Below are 19,329 nucleotides of genomic sequence, written 5' to 3' on the forward strand. Positions count from 1 at the left end.
AGGAGAAGCCGCACATGACTGCGCTCACCGCCGACCAGATTGCCCGAGTCAAGGCCACCGCGCCCGTTTTCGCCGAGCACGGCACGACGATCACGAAGCACTTCTACCAGCGCATGTTCAACGCGCATCCGGAACTGAAGAACATCTTCAACCAGACGCACCAGAAGAGCGGCAGCCAGCCCGAAACGCTCGCGCGCGCCGTCTATGCGTACGCGGCCAATATCGACAATCTGGGCGCGCTCGGCGGCGCGGTCACGCACATCGCGCACAAGCACGCGAGCCTGAACATCCGTCCTGAGCACTATCCGATCGTCGGTCGCCATTTGCTGGGGGCGGTCGTCGACGTGCTCGGCGAGGCGGTCGATCAGCCGACGCTCGACGCCTGGGCCGTGGCCTACGAGCAGCTTGCGAACATCATGATCGGCGCCGAGGCGAAGCTCTATGAAGCCGCGTCGTGGAGCGGTTTCCGTCCGTTCAAGGTGATGCGCAAGCAGGTCGAGAGCGACGAAATCACCTCGTTCTATCTGGCGCCGGCCGACGGCGCGAGCGCGGGCGGCTTCGAACCGGGCCAGTACGTGAGCGTGACGCGCTACGTCGACCAGTTGGGCGTCGATCAGCCGCGCCAGTACAGCCTCTCCGATGCGCCGCACGGCCGTTGGCTGCGCATTTCGGTCAAGCGCGAGGATGGCCGCGCCGACACGCAACCGGGCCACGTCTCGAACATCCTGCACGCCGATGTCGAAGAGGGCACGATCGTGCACGTGAGTGCGCCGATGGGCGAATTCACGCTCGACCGCAAGAAGAGCACGCCGGTCGTGCTGATGAGCGGCGGCGTCGGCATCACGCCGATGACGTCGATGCTCGCCACGCTGCTGGCGGAACGCAGCGAGCGCAAGATCGCGTTCGTGCACGCCTGCCGCAACGGCCGCGTGCACGCGTTCAAGGACTGGCTGCGCCGCAGCGCCGCCGAGCATCCGAACCTCAAGCGCGTGGTGTTCTACGAAGCGGTCGGCGCTGACGATCGCGCGGGCGTCGACTACGACTTCGAGGGCCGGTTGGACATCGGCCGCGTCGAAGCCGACGTGATGTTGCCGGATGCCGACTACTACCTCTGCGGCCCGGTCGCGTTCATGCGCGCACAGCGCGAAGCGCTCGTGGCGCGCGGTGTCGATCCGGCGTGCATCCACACCGAGATCTTCGGTTCGGGCATGCTGTAATCAGGTTCACGCGAAGGCGCTTTCAGGGCGCCATGGCGACACAAAAAACGCCGCGCGGTCTGCACGACCTCGCGGCGTTTTGCATGGCGTTTGTCGCTCACTCGTTCGACGCGCGCCGGTTCACCGCGCGATAGCCGGAGGGCGATATCGACAGGCGGCGCCGAAAGATCCGCGCAAGCCGCTCGCCGCGCGGCACGCCGCAGCGTTGCGCGATTTCGTCGATCGGCAGATTGGTCTGCGCGAGCAGCAGACAACTCGCGTCGAGCCGCGCGCGCAGCAGATATTCGGACGGCGTGAGCCCGGTCTGCGTCTTGAAGTGGCGCAGGAAGTTGCGCATGCTCATTTGCGCGACGCGCGCGGCGTCGGCGACCGAAATGGGCTGATGGTAGTTCTCGCGCAGCCAGTGCGCGGCCGAGCTGATCTTGCCGTTCGGGCTGTCCGATTCGCCATCGTCGAGCATCGGGCCGAGACGTTCCCACGCGCCCGGCATCGTATCGTCCGAAACGCGCTGCGCGAGCGCCACGCCGTGATTGCGCTTGAGCACCTTGAGCGCGGCGATCAGCGCCTCGGGCGGCGTGACCACCGAGGCGCACGCGTGATGCGCTTCGAGCGCGCGCCGCAGCCGTTGCGCCGATGCCGCCGCGATCAGGCCGCTGCGCAGAAACGAGACATCGGCGGCCGCGAGCACGGTGCGTCCTTCGCCGAGCGCGCGAATGATGCGCACTTTTGGCGCGAGCGCCTGCAACCGCGCAAGCAGCCGCTCGTTTTCGCGCGCCTCCTCGGCGCCGGGACCGCCCGCGATGAAGAGCGTATCGAAGCCGTTGCGCAGCGGGCCGTGCACGCTATCGGTCCAGATTCGCAGACCGCATCCGCTCGCGACGCTGCCGCCGTCCTCCGAGAGCACGGCGAGCGAATAGACCGGCAGCGGCCCCACGCCCGCATCGTTCGCGATACGAAACACGTCGGCGAGCAGGCTCACGTCGCCGAGCGGAAAGCCCTCGAAAACCAGGATGCCGATACGTTTGGCCATGGTCGCCAGCTTAAGGTGGGGGCGCGTCCGTAAGGCGGCTTGCCGGCAGATCACCCGATCGATGTGCATGGCCGGTTCCTCGCGCAAGGATGGATTCGCAGGAGTACGTTGCATTGTTCGGGGCGCTCGCGCGCCACGTTTGACTGGGGTTCATGATAGGCGCGGTGTCGCGTGCGTCGCTCGCCGCAGTCGGAAAACGCCGAGAGATTGGCAGAATGGCTCGATATGCGCTGGTTAAGCTGGCCTCGCATCCTTCGTGACCGGGCGCTGCATTTTCGCCGCACCAGGCGCTGCAATATCGATACCCGGCAAGCGCCGCGCGGCGATCGCGCGAGGCTCACGACGAAGCGGCAAACCCCACGGCAACTCCCGCGCCCGGCGTTTGCGGCGGCGCGATCCACCGAACGGCGAGGCGAACATGATCAAGCTGCGCAAGGCGGTATTTCCGGTTGCCGGTCTCGGCACGCGATTTCTCCCGGCCACCAAGGCGAGTCCCAAGGAAATGCTTCCGGTCGTCGACAAGCCGCTGATCCAGTACGCCGTCGAGGAAGCGGTGGCCGCCGGCATCACCGAACTGATTTTCGTGACGGGTCGCGGCAAGCGCGCGATCGAGGATCACTTCGACAAGTCCTATGAGATCGAGCGCGAGCTGGAAGCGCGCGGCAAGGCGGAGCTGCTCGCGACCGTGCGCAGCATCAAGCCGTCGCACGTCGAGTGCATTTTCGTGCGCCAGCCGGAGCCGCTCGGGCTCGGCCACGCGGTGCTGTGCGCGCAGAAGATCATCGGCGACGAACCGTTCGCCGTGCTGCTCGCCGACGATCTGATCGACGCACAGCCGCCCGTGCTCACGCAGATGGCGCGGCGCTTCGATCACTATCACTGCTCGCTCGTCGCGGTCGAGGAGATCGCGCGCGCGGATGCGGGCGCGTACGGCGTCGTCAAAGGGCGCGCGTGGGACGAGCACGTGTTCCGCATGTGCGGCATCGTCGAAAAGCCCGCTCCCGACGAGGCGCCTTCGACGCTCGGCGTGGTCGGCCGCTATGTGCTGATGCCGGGCATCTTCGATCATCTGCGCCGCTTGCGTCCCGCGCCGGGCGAGGAACTGGAGTTGAGCGACGCGATCCAGTCGATGCTCGCCGACGAGCAGGTGCTCGCGCATCGCTTCACGGGGCGGCGCTTCGATTGCGGCAGCAAGCTCGGCTACTTGCAGGCGACCGTCGAGTACGCGCTGCGTCACGCCGAAGTGGGCGAGGCATTCGGCGCGTGGCTACGGGCGCGCGAGCGCAGCGACGGCAACGAGGGTGACACGGCGCAGGCCGCGCGCGAGCCGCGCAAGCCGCACACGCCGCACACGCCGCACGATGGGCCGGATCTGCATCTCGTGCGCGATGTACCCGACGCCGACGCAGCCGACGACTTCGCCACGCCGCTCACGGCGACCTGAAGACGCGATCGCGCAAACGCATTCACGCAAACGCCATCCCACGAACGCGCGCCTGGCGCTCGCGCGCGTTCGCCTTCACCGGCAACATCGCCACATCGCCACAACAATCGCTCAGGAAAAATAAGCCTTCGTATTCGGATGCACGTCGTCGCGCACGAGCAATTCTTCGGGCGCGAGCCACGCGTACTGACTGTGCTGATCGAAGCGCCCGACCGGCACCGTGCTGTCGAGCGTGAACGCGTAGGCGAGCACGACATAGTGCGTGCCGATGCCGTTCTCCGCCGCGAAATTATCCGGATACAGGTGTTCGTACACGCCGCCGAAGCGCGCCGCCGCGCGTTGCATGCCCGCGATGCCCAGCTCCGTTTCGACGATGCGCGTGAACGCCGCGTCGAGCCGTTCCTCCTTGCGGATGCGTCCGCCCGGCACGAACCATGTGCCGCGCGCGGGACGATTGCGCCGCTGGCCGACCAGCACGCGGCCTTGCGCGTCCACGACGATCAGGTCGATCGCGACGAGCGGCGCGAGACGCACCACGTCGAGAAATTCGGTTGGCGACAGCATGAGCGAGCGGTCCAGTGGGAGTGGAGAGGGCACAACCCGACGCGCGCTCGCCTCGTATGCGTGGCGGACGACTGGACGAAACCGGCGAAGCAGGCCGCAGCGCGTTCAACAGCAGTCTAGGCGTGTCAATTTCGTGGCGCACTGTCGTTTGCCGCCGAAGTTTCGCTATCGCGGGCCAAGTTGCGCATTCGCGCTTGCCTTGCCGGTTCGATCGGCGTCACGATCCCAGCTATTGGAATGGCGCGAAATGAAGGCGGAGGCCGCGCGGCCTCCGCAAGCGCTAGCGCGTGACGTAACCCGCCGGCGTGATCGCGTTCGCTTTTGCGATGGCCGCGTTGCCCGACACCACGTAGACCGGCGATTCGGTCAGGCTCAGCGGCAGCATGCCGTCCTTGTAGCTCATCGTGCTCGCGTTGCCCATCATGTCGAACACGCTCACGTTGCCCGCGCTGCCGCGCGCGTCCACCTGCAACGTCCAGTTGGTCGCGCGCTTCGCGTCGAAGCCGGCGCTCGCGCTCCAGCGCGCGTCGTCGTGGCTCCAGAGCGCCGTGATCACCTTGCCGTCGGGCCGCGCGAACGCGTAGGCATAGACGCCCGGCGGCGTGTTGCGCAGCGGGCCGAGCGTGATCGTGCCGTCGACGAGACGCGTCATCGCCGCAACCGCGAGCGCGGCGGGCTTCGGACTGATGTTGCCCGCGCCGTACGCGCCTTGCGCGTGATCGAGTTCGAAGAACACGCCATAGCCCGCCGACGTTTGCGGCATGTCCTGCGAATAGAACACGTAGGTCACGTCCGCGCCTTCGCCGAGCATGATCAGATGCGTGCGCGCGACCACCGCGCCTTGCGCGTAGAGCGTTTGCGCATCCGGATAGTGCGGGCCGTAGGTCTTGCCGATGTCGTAGCTGATGCCGGTTTCGGTGACGAACAACGGCGCGCCGGGCTTGAGCAGATCGCGCATGGTCGCGCGCAGATCGCGCATCGCGGTGGGCAGCGCGGGCCCTTTTCCGACGCCTGTATCGATCACGCGTTCGGGCGGATGCGAGGGACTCGTGCCGAAATCGTAATAGCCGTGGATCGTCATGCCGTCGAGATAGCGCGCAATACCCAGTTGTGCGAAGTGTTTGAGCCACTTCGCGTTGTCGCCGACGCCCGAGTACGTGAGCCCCATCACGACGCCGTTCGGGTCCGTCGCGTGAATGCCCTGATACACCGACGCATAGGTCGCGACGAAATTCGCATCGGTGTCGCGCCAGGGCAGGCCGCCATCGGGGTCGGGCTCCCACGTCACCTGATAGTAATTGCGCGACTGGCGCGGAAAGGTCTTCGCGCGCACGCGCGCCGACTCGGTGCCCACGCGCGTCATGAAATCGCGCAGCGCGGCCTGCGAGGCGGGCGCGTAGCTGTGCGTGAAGGTGTCGGTGATCTGCGCGGCCTTGTCGGGCGGCGCGGCCCATTTCGGAATGCCGTCGAGCAGGATCAGCCGCATGATGTCGCCTCGCTCGAACCAGCTTGCGAGTTGCGGCTTCGACGGATCGAAGGTGTTCGGCCCGTTCGGCTCCATCGTGTACCACTTGCGCTCGTCGTTGGCCCACGAGAGGCCGAGATCGGTATAGAGCGGACGATAGCCGTCGCCGCCGCAGCAATGCTGGCCTGGCGCGATGAACGCGGTGCCCTGGCCGCCGAAGCGATGCAGGTCCTGCCGCGCGTAACGCGGCGCGGGCAGCACGGCGTTGACGTCGGGCAACACGCCGAAGCTCGTGATGCCGGCCGGCCGCGTGCCGCGTTGCGGCAAGCTGCCGGTGGGGTCCGAAGCCATCGACGCGAGCGTCGCCGAAAATGCGAAATAACCCGCTTGCGGCAGCGTGCAGGTGAGCGTCGTCACGCGCGTGCCGCCGGTCACGGCGAAACTGCCGCTGGCCTGCGTGCGGCTCCACGTATCGTCGATCCGCCATTGCACCTTGTCGTCGCCTTTCGCGCGCGTCACCACGTCGATGCGCACGCTCTTGCCGCGCGCAAAGAGACGCGTGCCGTCGCTGCCCGGGGTATCGGCCGTGATCGGTTCGTCGCCCGCGGGCGCGGCGGCGTTGCCCGGCGCGCTGCGGCACGAGGCGGCTTCGTCGGCGCGGCAGCTTGCTGAAGCTAGCACGCCGAACACCAGTGTCATGGCGAAGAATGCGAACTTGAAGCGCGCGAGCTTGAAGCACGCCAATGTGCAGCATGCGTCGCGTTGCGCATTGCTATCGTGCTGATGTTTCGAACGCTCTCGTTGTGCCGACGCATGCGCGATGCGCCGCGAGAGGGTTGTTCGGAAGCTGCTCGTCAGCCGCGCGTCAGGGACCGATGAGCTCGATACGTCTGTCGATGGCGCTGCAACTACGTCTCGTGCGATGAATGCAGTCGTGTGCGTCGCAACAGCCGCTACGCGTATCGATCGCCTGTCGCCCGATTTGTGTGTCGGCCACGCATCACTCGAACATGCGAATGCGGACATCGTAAGAAAGCGCATGGCATTCATCGGCGGATTCCTCGCCCGGTTTCGCGGGTTAAAAAAGCATCAAAAGGCAAGCCTAAAGGCTGCTGATGAGTGTGCGCCGCCAGGCTCCAGTCATTTCGCGCAATTCTGTGCGTTGCCCAACATAATTCACACCAATATGGCAATGCGTATCGATAAAACAACTGTAATGGTTATCTGATATTGTGCGCTGCAACCTGATTTAAAAACGTCTAATATCCTCTCAGTGCGCAGAGAAATGGCGTTTTCAGCCTGGTTTCACGTCTTTAAATCAGACGAATCAGCGCACTGTCTTTGAGTTTCCGCCTCATTCCATCCTGCGCCTGGCGTAAAGATCGGAAAACTTCGCAGTATTCGTCGTATCAATGGTGCGTTTGTCGAGGCTTTAATCTGAGCCATTCCGCGGACCACCGGCTTTCGTTCATCATATTGAGCGATTTCCCGCCGGGGCGGATTGTTTCCGATAAAAGCCGTAATGTGCATGCTTCAAATCGGTCCGCGACCGGACTAAATGCGCCAATGTCTCGCCACTTTCGGTCAGTCGTCGTTGCGCGATTTTTTATCTGCCTATGATGCACTGCACACGGAATGCTATTACCAGGACTTTTCACTAGGACGGGGGCTGTTTAGGGGAAAAGCATGGCATACGCAAGTCTGGATTTGCCGTCGTTTGCTCATCCGCATTTCGTTACCGCGGGTGTGAGTCGTGAAGTGCGTCATATCGCAATACTGCTTTTCGATGGCTGTTCGTTGCTTGGTGCCGGTATCGTGGCGGAAGTGTTTCATGTCGCCAATGAATTGTCGTCCGATACCGCCAGGCGCTCGCCTTACGATGTCAGCATTCTTTCCGCAGATGGCGGCAACGTCACCTGCTCGTCGTCGGTACGCGTCTGGACGGATGGTCTCGATGCGCGCCACTACGTCGGCTTCGACGCGCTGTTCGTTGCGGGCGGGAAGGGCGCGTTCGCCGCGGCCAACGATGAACGCCTGATTGCTTGGCTGCGTCACGTGCATGCGAACACCGCCACCATCCGGCCGATCGGTGAAGGGCGTTCGTTGCTCGAAGCCGCGAATCTGTGTGGTCAGCGCACGCAGCGCGAGTTCGGCTCTTACGCGATGCAGAACACGCGTGAGGACGCAGGCGGCGACGCCGGCGACCGGCTCGAGTCGATGAAGAGTGCGCTGACGCTCGTCAAACGCGATCTCGGCGTGGATGTCGCGCGCGCCGTGACGGAGCGCCTGATGCCCGATTCGGGCGGCAACCTCTTGCCGTTTCTCGGCGATGCGCTCGGCAGCGCGCCCGCCGACAAGGTGAGGGCGGCCGCGCGCTGGTTGCAGGAAAACTGCCAGCGGACCATTTCGATCGCCGACGCCGCGCAGGTTGCGGCGATGAGCGAGCGTAATTTTCTGCGCCGTTTCAAGCTGGAGATGGGCATCACGCCATCAGACTATCTATTGCATGCGCGGCTGGCGATCACCTGCAGTCTGCTCACCGATTCGGAGTTGCCGGTCGACAAGATCGCGCGCCGTACCGGCATGGGCAACGGCGACCGTCTCGCGAAAATCTTCCGCAAACGCATGATGATTTCACCTTCCGAATATCGCGAGCAGAGCCGCCGGGAAGCCGGCGGATGAACCTCGCGGCCGCTCGACGGCATGCCGCGCGAGGTTGCGCGGTATGGCGCGGCGGCGCATGAGCCGGCCGCCCGGCGGCCGAGCCACAAGCCAGAGGTCCGATAGCCGCCTGCCCGCACGCCGACGCGGCCGTCCATCGCCTATATCGTTTTGCCGCCGCTTGTTCGCGGTTTCGGGTCGCTTGTCGCGAGACACGGCGATCCCGCCCGATATGCAGGAGTCCGAACATGATGCAAAGATCAGGGATTCAGCAGGCTACGGTTCAAGCTCCCATGCCGCCGATGCAGCCGATGTCGTCGACGCCCGCAGTGTCGGCGTCGGCCGATACGCCGGCGCCGCAAGCGTCGCGCTCGGAGGACACCGCGTGCACGCGCATCGTGCCGGTCGTGCTGGCCGGCGGTTCGGGCACGCGCTTGTGGCCGATGTCGCGCGAACACTTTCCGAAACAGTTGATCGGCGTGGTCGGCAGCGACACGCTGCTGCAGGCCACCGTGCATCGTCTCGACGGCTTCGCGCCCGAATGGCAGGTCGCGGGCGCACCGATCGTGGTGTGCGGCGAGGCGCATCGATTCGTGATCTCCGATCAGTTGCACGCGTGCGGCATGGATGCGCGGCTCGTCGTCGAGCCCGCGCGTCGCGACACTGCGCCCGCGCTCACGCTCGGCGCCGCGCTCGCGAGCGCCAACGGCGACGATGCGATTCTCGTCGTGATGCCGTCCGATCACGCGATCGCCGACGTCAAGGCCTTGCAGCGCGCGCTCGAATGCGCCGCGCGCCACGCGCAGCGCGGCGCCATCGTCACGCTCGGCGTGCCGCCGCGTTCGCCGGAAACGGGCTTCGGCTACATCCGCATCGGCGAGGCGCTCGAAGCGGGCGCGCATCGAATCGACGGCTTCGTCGAAAAGCCCGCGCCGGAACTCGCCACGCAATACGTGGCGCAAGGCGGCTACTGGTGGAACAGCGGCATCTTCGTGATGCGCGCGAGCGTGTGGCTCGAAGCGCTGCGCGCGTTGCAGCCTGACATGCACGCGGCGTGTCTCGCGTCCTTCGTCGGCGGCCAGCAGGATGGCGACGTGTTCCGTCCGTCCGCGCAAGCCTTCGCGGGCACGCCGGCCGACTCGATCGACTATGCGGTGATGGAGCGTCTGTCCGGCAGCAACGGCTGGGCGCCCGAAGGCGTGGTGGTCGCGCTCGACGCGGGCTGGTCCGACCTCGGTTCGTGGGACGCCGTGTGGGCCGCGATGGACAAGGACGAAGCGGGCAACGTGGGCCGCGGGCGCGTGATCTTCGAAGGCGCCGTGGCGAGCTACGCGCATTCGGAAGGGCGGCTCGTGGCGTGCGTGGGCACGACCAATCTCGTGGTGGTCGAAACCGCCGACGCGGTGCTCGTGGTCGACCGCTCGAAAGTGCAGGACGTGAAGGGGCTCGTCGCGCGCATCAAGGCGCAGCACGCGCCCGAAGCCGACGCGCACCGCAAGGTGCAGCGCCCGTGGGGCTTCTACGACTCGATCGATCATGGCGAGCGCTTTCAGGTCAAGCGCATCGTCGTGACGCCGGGCGCGCGGCTCTCGCTGCAACTGCATCATCATCGCGCCGAACACTGGACGGTCGTGCGCGGCACCGCGCTCGTCACGCGTGGTGAGGAATCCTTTTTGTTGAGCGAAAACGAATCGACCTACATTCCGCTGGGCACGCGCCATCGGCTCGAGAATCCGGGCAAGGTGCCGCTCGAGATCATCGAGGTGCAGTCCGGCGCGTATCTGGGCGAAGACGACATCGTCCGTTTCGACGACACTTACGGACGCTGCAATTGAGCGGCCCGGCACGATCGGCAAGGTGACCGACATGCGCGAGCTTCAAAATCTGATGGCGAGAGTGCTGGACGTGACGGCGGTGTTCGTCGGCGCGAGCGTGGCGGCGCAGATCCGTTTCGACGATCTCGCGCCGCGCGGCATGAACGAGGCGTTTGTGTTGCTGGCGGCGGCGTTCGCGCTCGTGATCTTTCCGGCGTTCGAACTGTATCAGTCGTGGCGCGGCCGCTCGAAGGCGCTGATGGCGGGCCAGGTGGCGCTCGCGTGGATCGTCGTGCAGGGCTGCGCGCTGATCGCCATGTACTCGACCATGCATCACGTCGATGCGGTGTCGCGGCTGTGGTTCGCGTACTGGACCGCGGTGGCGGCCGGGCTGCTGATCGCGTGGCGCGTGATCGCGCATGGCGTGCTCTCGCACGTGCGGCGCGCGGGCATGAATCTGCACCAGGTGGCGATTGCGGGATCGGCGGCGCAATGCGACGAGATCGTGCGGCGCATCGATTCGGAACCCGGCTCGGGCTTTCGCGCCACGGCGCTCTACAACACCGTGCCCGACACGCCGCCGCGCAACGGCACCGGCGCCGCCTTGTGCGACACCATCGAGGGCTTCGCGCAGTTCATCCGCGAGCACGACGTGCATGAATTGTGGCTCGCACTCTCGCTCGCCGAGGAGCGCACGGTGGTGCGTCTCGTCACCGAGTTTCGCAACGATCTCGTGAACATCCGCTTCATTCCGGATGTGCGTTCGCTCGCGCTGTTCGACACCAGCAGCGTGATCGAACTGCTCGGCGTGCCCGCGATCAATCTGGTGGCCTCGCCGCTGCCCGCGAGCGCGCAGTTCAAGAAGGCCGTGTTCGACCGCGTGTTCGCAACGTGCGCGCTCGTGAGCCTGATGCCGGTGCTGTTCGGCATTGCGCTGGCGGTGAAGATTTCATCGCCGGGACCGGTGCTGTTCAAGCAGCGGCGCAAAGGCGCGGACGGCCGCGTGTTCACGATCTACAAGTTCCGCACGATGCGCGTACACAGCGAGGCAGCCGGCACGCTCAGCCAGGCCACGCGCGGCGACCGCCGCGTGACGCGCGTGGGCGCGTTCCTGCGCCGCACGAGTCTCGACGAACTGCCGCAGTTCTACAACGTGCTGCGCGGCGACATGTCGGTGGTCGGCCCGCGTCCGCACGCGCTCGAACACGACGATCTCTATCAGCGCGTGGTGACGGGCTACATCCACCGTTATCGTATCAAGCCCGGCATCACCGGCTGGGCGCAGGTCAACGGCTTTCGCGGCGAAACCGACCGGCTCGAAAAAATGGAGCTGCGCGTGGCGCACGATCTCTATTACCTGGGCCACTGGTCGTTCTGGCTCGACATGCGCATCATCGCGGCGACGATTGCGCACGGACTGTTCAGCCCGAACGCGTATTGAGCGCTCGGGCCCTGGAGCCGCGCGGTCCGGTCCCCGCGCGGCTCCCGCATGCAACGCACGCGGACGACGTGCGGCGCATGGGCTTCACCGGATCTCGGGAGACGGAAGATGGCGATGAACTATGTTGACGGCGGCTACGCCGTGAGCACCGAAGAGCGGTATCTGGGCGACTACCTGCAAACGATCGTCGCGAACTGGCGCACCATCGTGGTCGTGACGCTCGCCGTCACGCTGCTGGGCGCGGCTTACGCGTTTCTCGCGACGCCCACGTATCGCGCCGACGTGATGTTCCATCTCGTCGACAAGACGGACAGCAGCAAGAAAGATCCGGGCCTGCCGCCGATCAACGGCATGTTCGACGAAAAGACTTCGGCTAACGGCGAGATCGAGATGCTGAAGTCGCGGCTCGTCACGCAGGAAACCGTGAACCGGCTGCACCTCGACATCGCGGCGCGGCCGCGCGAAATGCCCGTGCTCGGCGGTATGCTGGCGGGCTTGGAGAACGGCAGTTGGGGCATCCGGCTGCCGTCGTTCCTGCGCTCGAATAATTACGCGTGGGGACGCGGCGCGATCGCGGTGTCGCGCTTCGACACGCCCGACGCGCTCTACGATCAGGACTTCACGCTGATCGCGGGCGAGGACGGCGCGTACGTGCTGCGCGACGCAGAAGGCGCGGCGCTGCTGCAGGGCCGCGTGGGCGAGGACGTGACGGCCAACACGGCCGACGGTCCGATCTCGCTGCACGTCGACAGCCTGAGCGGCCCCGCAGGCACGCCGTTCACGCTCACGCGCGCCTCCACGCTCACCACCGTCGAGCGCCTGCAACGCGCGCTCGACGTGTCCGAAGTGGGGCTGCAGTCGGGCGTGATCCGCGCGAGCCTCGAAGGCCACAACAGCAAGCTCACGGCCGACATCCTCAACAACATGGCGCGCGAGTTCATCCGCCAGGACGTGCAGAGCCGCTCGGCCGAAGCCGAGCATATGCTCGCGTTCCTCGACGAACAGTTGCCGCAACTGCGCAAGCAGCTCGACGACGCCGAGCAGAAGTACAACAACTTCCGCAACCAGCACGGCACCGTCGATCTCGGCGAGGAAAGCCGTCTGCTGCTTCAGCAGGTCGTGGACAACAAGACGCGCCTCGAAGATCTGCAACAGCAACGCGCCGAACTCGCGCAGCGCTTCACCGAGCATCATCCGGCCGTGGCCGCGCTCGATGCGCAGATCGCCGCGCTCGCCAGCTCGCAGGCCACGCTGCAAGGCAAGGTGAAGAGTCTGCCCGATACCGAACAGGCGGCCGTGCGTCTGCTGCGCGACGTGCACGTGAATACCGAGCTCTACACGAACCTGCTGAACAGCGCGCAGCAATTGCGCGTGGCGAAGGCGGGTCAGGTCGGCGACGTGCGCGTGGTCGACTTCGCGGAAGCGCCCGACGATCCCGTGCGTCCGAAGCGTCTGCTCGTGATCGTGCTGTCGATCGGCGCGGGCATCGTGCTGGGCATCCTGATCGCCTTCATGCGCAAGTCGCTGTACGGCGGCGTGGAGCGCCCCGACGAACTCGAAGCGGCGCTTGGCGTGCCGGTCTTCGCGGTGGTGCCGCGCAGCCACAAGCAGCTGCGTCTGCAACATCACGTCGCGACGCGCCGGCGCGGCCTGCACGTGCTTGCGCAGCAGTCGCCGCAGGACATCGCGGTCGAAGGCGTGCGCAGCCTGCGCACCACGCTGCAACTGTCGCTGAACGAGGCGAGCAACAACATCGTGATGCTCACCGGCTCGCGGCCCGACATCGGCAAATCGTTCCTCTCGGTCAATCTCGCGGCGCTGGTCGCGTCGGTGAACAAGCGCGTGTTGATCGTCGACGGCGACATGCGGCGCGGCGACGTGCACTCGCACTTCGGCATCGCGCATCAGCCCGGCCTTTCCGATGTGCTGCTCGGCGCCGACCTGAACGCGGCGATCCAGCGCGAAGTGCTGCCGGGTCTCGACGTGCTCGCGAAAGGCTCGCTGCACGCGCATCCGTCCGAGCTGCTGATGAGCGCGCGTTTCGAAAGGCTGCTCGAAGAACTGAAGTCGAAGTACGACCTCGTGATCGTCGATACGCCGCCGGTGCTCGCGGTGACCGACTCGACAGTGATCGGGCGTTATGCGGGCACGACGCTCCTCGCGATCCGGCACGGCCGCCATCCGCTCTCCGAACTGGAAGAGACGGCCAAGCGGCTGCGCAACGGCGGCGTGAATCTGTGCGGCGTGCTGCTCACGGACGTGCCGCAGACGGGCGCATTCGTCGGCGGCGGCTATCGCGGCGGCTACTACGGTTACGAAAGCATCGCAGGGTAAGTGAGCGGCGCCTCGGCCCGCATGCGGGCGGCCGGCGCGCCGAACAATCCATTTCGCTTTGACGCGAGGAGAGAACGATGGCTCGGAAGGTTGCGTTGATCACCGGCATCACCGGTCAGGACGGGTCGTATCTGGCAGAACTGCTGTTGAGCAAGGGCTACGAGGTGCACGGCATCAAGCGCCGCTCGTCGCTGTTCAACACCGATCGGATCGATCATCTGTATCGCGACGTGCACGACCCGGAGCAGGGCATTCAACTGCATCACGGCGAACTCACCGATTCGACGGCGCTCCTGCGCGTGATCCAGCGCGTCGCGCCCGACGAGATCTACAACCTCGCGGCGCAAAGCCATGTGGCGGTGTCGTTCGAGGAACCCGAGTACACGGCGAACGCCGACGGCCTCGGCACGCTGCGCATTCTCGAAGCGATCCGCATTCTCGGGCTCACGCAGAAGACGCGTTTCTATCAGGCCTCGACCTCGGAACTCTACGGGCTCGTGCAGGAAGTGCCGCAGCGCGAGACCACGCCGTTCTATCCGCGCAGCCCGTATGCGGTTGCGAAGCTGTTCGCATACTGGACCACGGTGAACTATCGCGAAGCGCACGGCATCTACGCGTGCAACGGCATTCTGTTCAACCACGAGTCGCCGCAGCGCGGCGAGACGTTCGTCACGCGCAAGATCACGCGTGCGATCGCGCGTATCGCGGTCGGCCTGCAAAAAGAGCTGTATCTGGGCAATCTGTCGGCGATGCGCGACTGGGGCCATGCGCGCGATTACGTCGATATGCAATGGCGCATGCTCCAGCAGGATCATCCGGAAGATTTCGTGATCGCGACCGGCGTGCAGTACAGCGTGCGCGACTTCGTGCGCACGGCGGCGGAAGAACTCGGCGTGACGGTGCGTTTCGAAGGCAATGGCGTCGATGAAGTGGGCATCGTCGAGCACGTGGAAGGACGCGAGACGCGCCTCGAACCGGGCAATGTGATCGTGCGCGTCGATCCGCGTTATTTCCGGCCGACCGAAGTGGAGACGCTGCTCGGCGACGCCACCAAGGCGCAGGAAAAGCTCGGCTGGCGTCCAACCACGTCGTTCCATTCGCTCGTCAAGGAAATGGTGCGCTCCGATTACCAGATCGCGCGGCGCGACGCGCTCGTCACGCTCGCGGGCTTCCGCGCGCTCGAACATCACGAGTGACGGGCATGGACACGAACTCCCGCATCTTCGTGGCCGGCCATCGCGGCATGGTGGGTTCGGCGCTGGTGCGCGCGTTGCAGGCGCGCGGCTACCGCAACCTCGTTACGCGCACGCGCGCGGAACTCGACCTCACCGATCAGTCGGCCGTCGACGCGTTCTTCGACACCGCGCAGATCGACGCGGTGCTGCTCGCGGCCGCGAAAGTCGGCGGCATTCTCGCGAACTCGACGCAGCCCGCGCAATTCGCCTACGACAATCTCGCGATCGAAACCAACGTGATTCGCGCGGCGTATCAAACGGGCGTGGAGCGGCTGGTGTTCTTCGGCTCGTCGTGCATCTATCCGCGCGAATGCCCGCAGCCGATCCGCGAAACCTATCTGCTCACGTCGCCGCTCGAACCGACCAACGAGGCCTACGCGATCGCGAAGATCGCGGGCCTCAAGCTTTGCGAGGCGTACAACCGCCAGTACGGCACGCACTACGTCTCGCTGATGCCGACCAATCTGTACGGCCCCAATGACAACTACGACCTCGGCAGCAGCCACGTGCTGCCCGCGCTGATCCGCAAGGCGCACGAGGCGCGCGCATCCGGCGCGGCGTCGCTGACCGTGTGGGGCTCGGGCACGCCGCGGCGCGAGTTCCTGCACGTCGACGACCTCGCGGACGCGACGATCTTCGTGCTCGAACACGAGACCGGCGACGGCGTCTACAACGTGGGCGTCGGCGAGGATCTGTCGATTCGCGAACTGGCCGAGCGCGTCTGCGAGACGGTGGGCTTCGAGGGCGAACTGGTGTTCGACACCAGCAAGCCCGACGGCACGCCGCGCAAGCTGCTCGACGTGTCGCGCCTCGGCGGACTCGGCTGGCGCGCGCATATCGGGCTCGAAGAAGGGCTCGCGCGCACCTACGGCGATTTTCTGCATACGCACGGCGCGCCGGTGCTCGAAGCGCACGCGCAAGCCTGACCGGGATTCGGTTGTTGTTGGCGGCGGGCGTCCTGTGCGGACCGGCGAATGGCGCCCGCTTTTTTTTCCGGTCCGTCCTCGCGTCGCACGGGTACGCCGGCGCGCGCTGTTTGCAATCGATACATCGCGACGCAACGCGCAACATCGCGAACATCGCGACAGAACACGAACCAGGCACGAGCCGATGAGAATCCTGATCTACGGACTGAACTTCGCGCCCGAAGTCGCGGGCGTGGGCAAGTACACGGCCGAGATGGTCGACCAGCTCGTGGCGCGCGGCCACGACGTGCGCGTGGTCTGCGCGCCGCCGTATTACCCGCAATGGCGCGTGCAGGACGGCTATCGCGCGTGGCGCTACCGGCGCGAAAGCTGGCACGGCGTGCCGGTGTCGCGCGCGCCGCTGTGGGTGCCGTCGAAGCCGGGCGGACTCAAGCGCATCGTGCATCTGGCGAGCTTCGCGCTGATGTCGCTGCCGGTGCTCGTGCGCGAGGCGCGCTGGCGTCCGCAGGCGGCGATGCTGATCGCGCCGACGCTCTTTTGCGCGCCCGGTCTGCTCACGGTGGCGCGCTTGATCGGCGCGAAAACCTGGCTGCATATTCAGGATTTCGAAGTCGATGCCGCGTTTGATCTCGGCCTGCTGCAAGGCGGCGCGGGCTCGCGCGTCGCCAATCTCGCGCGCGCGTTCGAGCGCGCGGTGCTGCGCCGCTTCGACGTGGTGTCGTCGATTTCGCCGCGCATGGTCGAGCGCGCCGTCGACAAGGGCGTGGAGCCCGCGCGCGCCGTGTCGCTGCCGAACTGGGTCGACACGCACGCGATCTTTCCGCTGCCGCAGCCGAGCGTCTATCGCGCGAAGCTCGGCATTCCGCTCGATCACACGGTCGTGCTGTACTCGGGCAGCATGGGCGCGAAGCAGGGCATCGAGATTCTCGCGGATGTCGCGGCGGCGCTCGCGGCACGGCCCGACATCAGCTTCGTGTTCTGCGGCGACGGCGCGGGCAAAGCCGATCTCGAAGCGCGCTGCGCACCGCTGCCGAACTGCCACGTGCTGCCCTTGCAGCCGACGGCGATGCTCAACGAACTGCTCAACGTCGCCGACATTCACGTGCTGCCGCAGCGTAACGATGCCGCCGATCTCGTGATGCCGTCGAAGCTGACCGGCATGCTCGCGAGCGGGCGCGCGGTGGTGGCGATGGCGCGGCCCGGCACGAGTCTCGCGGATGTGGTGGCGGAAACGGGCATCGTCGTGCCGCCGGAAGACGGCGCGGCGCTCGCATCGGCCATCGTCGCGCTGGCCGCCGATCCGGCGCGGCGCGCGACGCTTGGGCAGGCCGCGCGGCATTACGCGCAGCGCATGCTGTCGCCGCACGCGATCATCGGCGCGCTGGAAGCGCGGCTGGCGGGACTCGTCGGCGCGATCGTGGGCGAGGAGGCGGTGGTGGCGGCGCAGGCGTCGGCACAGGCTTCGGCGCAGGAGCGGTCCGATGCGAAGGGCGCGGCGCTGAGCGAGGTCGAGCATCGCGACGCGTGAGTGTGCAGTGGCGTTTGCGCCGATTAAGCAGGATGCCGCTGCCATTCAGAAGCGGGTTCGAAGTATCGCGACGCCGCGCCTCACCACGGCGAGCGATAGAGCTGCGCGGCGGCCGCGCGCTGCGATCCGTACGGATTGCCGTAGATCTTCGCGCTCGGCGAAGTCGTGCTCGCGCCCCAGTCGTAGGCGCCCCACGCGCCGCCTTGGGCGCTCGATGCTGCGTCGGGCGACGCGGCGCGCGCGAGGCGGCTGTGCGTGCTGCTACGGCTGCCGCTTGCGCTGTTCAGCGCGCTCGCGCCGCGTGCGCGGCTCGATGCGCCCGCGCGCGGTGCGCCGCTGCCGCCTGCTGCCGGACTGCCCGTCGTATAGAAGTCGGTCGGGCTCACGATGCGCATGCGCGACTCGCTCATCAAGGCTTTCTCCTGCGCGCCGGGCGACGAACCGTCGCTGCTATACGCGCCGCCGCTGTACGGATTGTGCGAGGCGGTCGGGCTGCCGAGCAGACGTTGCGCGTCGGCGCGCGTGCGGCGCGCGGCGGAGGTCAGGGTGTCGTCGGAGTCGCTGTGCCGGCCGTTCGCCGATGCCGATGCCCCGGACGCGGCATCGTCCTGTGCACGCGTCGGCGACGGCCAGGCGGCGAGCGCCGCGCAGAGGGCGAGCAGCGTCGTTGTCCGGGCGGCGAACGCCACCGGCGAACGCACCGCGCCGCGCCTCGCCGACGCGGCATGCGATGAAATCGGCGGAATCGGTGGGCCCGGTCGGCGAAGCGTGGTCATCATGAGCGTGGTTCCCGCGCGCCGCGAACGGTGCGGCGCCATGCTTGCATGGTGCCTGCGCGGCTTCGCGTCGCTGCGCCAAAACCCCGGCCATCTCGGCCACGCGTGCGAGGCGCGCCGGTCATCGCCGGATAATGGAGCCGTCACCCGCACAGACCCGAACGGGCGAGGAGCGCTCATGGCTGATCTGGTCGAAGGACTCGCCGCGCGGCACGATGCGGGCGGCGCGACGCACGCAGCAGGCGGCGCGGCGCCGCCGTTGCGCGCGCAGGAAGCGTCCGCCACGTCCACCACGTTTGCCACGCCCGCCGATCTGCCCGTGATCGACCTGAGCCGCGCGGGCAAGGGCAACTATGTCGCGCGGCGCGGCAAGCTCGTGCAGGCCGCGTGGTACGTCGTTGAGACCTGCGTGCTCGACAACCGGCTGCTGCCGTTCTCGGCGCTGCGCGTGGGTCTGCTGCGGCTGTTCGGCGCGAAGATCGGACAGGGCTGCCGGCTCGTGCATCCGATGCGCGTGAAGGCGCCGTGGAATCTCGAACTGGGCGACAACTGCTGGATCGGCGTCGACGTCTGGCTCTACAACCAGGCGCCGATCCGCGTCGGCTCGAACGTGTGTCTCTCGCAGGGCGCGTTTCTGAGCGCGGGCTCGCACGACATGCGCACGAACATGGACCTGCGCGTCGCGCCCATCGTGATCGAGGACGGCGTGTGGGTGTCGTCGAAATGCGTCGTGCAGATGGGCGTGACCATCGGGCGCTCGGCGGTCGTCACGCCGCTGTCGGTCGTGCACCGCTCGCTGGAGGCGGGCGGCGTGTACGGCGGCAATCCGTGCCGGTTCATCCGCCGGCGGTTCGAGTGATCGAGTGATCGTGAAATACAGAACGGGCCCTTGAA

At 66.6% G+C, this 19,329-nt stretch carries 14 protein-coding genes and 1 pseudogene; 11 read left to right on the forward strand and 4 right to left on the reverse strand.

Features of this window, described 5'->3' with window-relative positions; translation table 11 throughout:
* Positions 1–14: 14 nt before the first annotated feature.
* On the forward strand, positions 15–1,217 hold the full coding sequence (gene hmpA / locus G5S35_RS02280) for an NO-inducible flavohemoprotein (protein WP_110325463.1): 1,203 nt from the start codon (positions 15–17) through the stop codon (positions 1,215–1,217).
* 97 nt (positions 1,218–1,314) lie between these two features.
* Here hmpA and G5S35_RS02285 read toward each other — a convergent pair whose 3' ends face one another.
* Positions 1,315–2,247, reverse strand: a complete 933-nt coding sequence (locus G5S35_RS02285) for a GlxA family transcriptional regulator (RefSeq protein WP_231957756.1) — start codon at positions 2,245–2,247, stop codon at positions 1,315–1,317.
* 418 nt (positions 2,248–2,665) lie between these two features.
* Between G5S35_RS02285 and galU the strand changes: the two are divergent.
* A pseudogene (gene galU, locus G5S35_RS02290) lies at positions 2,666–3,529 on the forward strand (UTP--glucose-1-phosphate uridylyltransferase GalU); the annotation flags it as partial.
* A gap of 273 nt (positions 3,530–3,802) precedes the next feature.
* On the opposite strand, the gene G5S35_RS02295 reads toward galU, so the two are convergent.
* Together G5S35_RS02295 and G5S35_RS02300 are read right to left on the reverse strand one after the other, a co-directional pair.
* Positions 3,803–4,255 (reverse strand): GDP-mannose mannosyl hydrolase, encoded by a 453-nt coding sequence (locus G5S35_RS02295; protein WP_065065084.1) that lies wholly within the window; start codon positions 4,253–4,255, stop codon positions 3,803–3,805.
* A 280-nt stretch (positions 4,256–4,535) separates the two neighbouring features.
* Positions 4,536–6,419, reverse strand: coding sequence for a hypothetical protein (locus G5S35_RS02300; RefSeq protein ID WP_143064401.1), 1,884 nt, complete (start codon positions 6,417–6,419; stop codon positions 4,536–4,538).
* Positions 6,420–6,642: 223 nt separating this feature from the next.
* Between G5S35_RS02300 and G5S35_RS02305 the strand changes: the two genes are divergently transcribed.
* The 8 genes from G5S35_RS02305 (at position 6,643) to G5S35_RS02340 (ending at position 17,659) form a co-directional block, all read left to right on the forward strand.
* Positions 6,643–6,948 (forward strand): hypothetical protein, encoded by a 306-nt coding sequence (locus tag G5S35_RS02305; protein WP_146229912.1) that lies wholly within the window; start codon positions 6,643–6,645, stop codon positions 6,946–6,948.
* Positions 6,949–7,406: 458 nt separating this feature from the next.
* On the forward strand, positions 7,407–8,402 hold the full coding sequence (locus G5S35_RS02310; RefSeq protein WP_065065081.1) for a GlxA family transcriptional regulator: 996 nt from the start codon (positions 7,407–7,409) through the stop codon (positions 8,400–8,402).
* Between the two features lie 227 nt (positions 8,403–8,629).
* Positions 8,630–10,216 (forward strand): mannose-1-phosphate guanylyltransferase/mannose-6-phosphate isomerase, encoded by a 1,587-nt coding sequence (locus tag G5S35_RS02315; protein ID WP_408585085.1) that lies wholly within the window; start codon positions 8,630–8,632, stop codon positions 10,214–10,216.
* A gap of 31 nt (positions 10,217–10,247) precedes the next feature.
* Positions 10,248–11,636, forward strand: a complete 1,389-nt coding sequence (locus tag G5S35_RS02320) for an undecaprenyl-phosphate glucose phosphotransferase (RefSeq protein WP_074981756.1) — start codon at positions 10,248–10,250, stop codon at positions 11,634–11,636.
* Positions 11,637–11,744: 108 nt separating this feature from the next.
* Positions 11,745–13,970: a polysaccharide biosynthesis tyrosine autokinase gene (locus G5S35_RS02325; protein ID WP_065065079.1), complete on the forward strand. Its 2,226-nt coding sequence runs from the start codon at positions 11,745–11,747 to the stop codon at positions 13,968–13,970.
* Between the two features lie 77 nt (positions 13,971–14,047).
* Positions 14,048–15,166, forward strand: a complete 1,119-nt coding sequence (gmd, locus tag G5S35_RS02330; protein ID WP_065065078.1) for a GDP-mannose 4,6-dehydratase — start codon at positions 14,048–14,050, stop codon at positions 15,164–15,166.
* A gap of 5 nt (positions 15,167–15,171) precedes the next feature.
* The gene (locus G5S35_RS02335; protein WP_065065077.1) at positions 15,172–16,131 is read left to right on the forward strand and encodes a GDP-L-fucose synthase family protein; all 960 of its coding nucleotides are present in this window, start codon (positions 15,172–15,174) and stop codon (positions 16,129–16,131) included.
* A 184-nt stretch (positions 16,132–16,315) separates the two neighbouring features.
* A complete protein-coding gene (locus G5S35_RS02340) occupies positions 16,316–17,659 on the forward strand; it encodes a glycosyltransferase WbuB (protein WP_124261796.1) in 1,344 nt (447 codons plus the stop codon).
* Between the two features lie 80 nt (positions 17,660–17,739).
* Here the strand turns inward: G5S35_RS02340 and G5S35_RS02345 are convergent, their stop codons facing one another.
* A complete protein-coding gene (locus G5S35_RS02345; RefSeq protein ID WP_183038526.1) occupies positions 17,740–18,438 on the reverse strand; it encodes a hypothetical protein in 699 nt (232 codons plus the stop codon).
* A gap of 175 nt (positions 18,439–18,613) precedes the next feature.
* Here G5S35_RS02345 and G5S35_RS02350 point away from each other — a divergent pair, with 175 nt between their 5' ends.
* On the forward strand, positions 18,614–19,294 hold the full coding sequence (locus tag G5S35_RS02350) for a DapH/DapD/GlmU-related protein (protein WP_237181319.1): 681 nt from the start codon (positions 18,614–18,616) through the stop codon (positions 19,292–19,294).
* The last annotated feature ends 35 nt before the right edge of the window (positions 19,295–19,329 follow it).

Origin of the sequence: Paraburkholderia tropica, from assembly GCF_014171495.1 — a bacterium.
Lineage (GTDB): Bacteria > Pseudomonadota > Gammaproteobacteria > Burkholderiales > Burkholderiaceae > Paraburkholderia > Paraburkholderia tropica.

Excerpts from the sequence above, each read along its gene's own strand:
- hmpA (WP_110325463.1), top strand. The coding sequence starts at position 15 with ATGACTGCGCTCACCGCCGACCAGATTGCCCGAGTCAAGGCCACCGCG.
- G5S35_RS02285 (WP_231957756.1), bottom strand. The coding sequence starts at position 2,247 with ATGGCCAAACGTATCGGCATCCTGGTTTTCGAGGGCTTTCCGCTCGGC.
- G5S35_RS02295 (WP_065065084.1), bottom strand. The coding sequence starts at position 4,255 with ATGCTGTCGCCAACCGAATTTCTCGACGTGGTGCGTCTCGCGCCGCTC.
- G5S35_RS02300 (WP_143064401.1), bottom strand. The coding sequence starts at position 6,419 with ATGACACTGGTGTTCGGCGTGCTAGCTTCAGCAAGCTGCCGCGCCGAC.
- G5S35_RS02305 (WP_146229912.1), top strand. The coding sequence starts at position 6,643 with ATGAATGCAGTCGTGTGCGTCGCAACAGCCGCTACGCGTATCGATCGC.
- G5S35_RS02310 (WP_065065081.1), top strand. The coding sequence starts at position 7,407 with ATGGCATACGCAAGTCTGGATTTGCCGTCGTTTGCTCATCCGCATTTC.
- G5S35_RS02315 (WP_408585085.1), top strand. The coding sequence starts at position 8,630 with ATGATGCAAAGATCAGGGATTCAGCAGGCTACGGTTCAAGCTCCCATG.
- G5S35_RS02320 (WP_074981756.1), top strand. The coding sequence starts at position 10,248 with ATGCGCGAGCTTCAAAATCTGATGGCGAGAGTGCTGGACGTGACGGCG.
- G5S35_RS02325 (WP_065065079.1), top strand. The coding sequence starts at position 11,745 with ATGGCGATGAACTATGTTGACGGCGGCTACGCCGTGAGCACCGAAGAG.
- gmd (WP_065065078.1), top strand. The coding sequence starts at position 14,048 with ATGGCTCGGAAGGTTGCGTTGATCACCGGCATCACCGGTCAGGACGGG.
- G5S35_RS02335 (WP_065065077.1), top strand. The coding sequence starts at position 15,172 with ATGGACACGAACTCCCGCATCTTCGTGGCCGGCCATCGCGGCATGGTG.
- G5S35_RS02340 (WP_124261796.1), top strand. The coding sequence starts at position 16,316 with ATGAGAATCCTGATCTACGGACTGAACTTCGCGCCCGAAGTCGCGGGC.
- G5S35_RS02345 (WP_183038526.1), bottom strand. The coding sequence starts at position 18,438 with ATGATGACCACGCTTCGCCGACCGGGCCCACCGATTCCGCCGATTTCA.
- G5S35_RS02350 (WP_237181319.1), top strand. The coding sequence starts at position 18,614 with ATGGCTGATCTGGTCGAAGGACTCGCCGCGCGGCACGATGCGGGCGGC.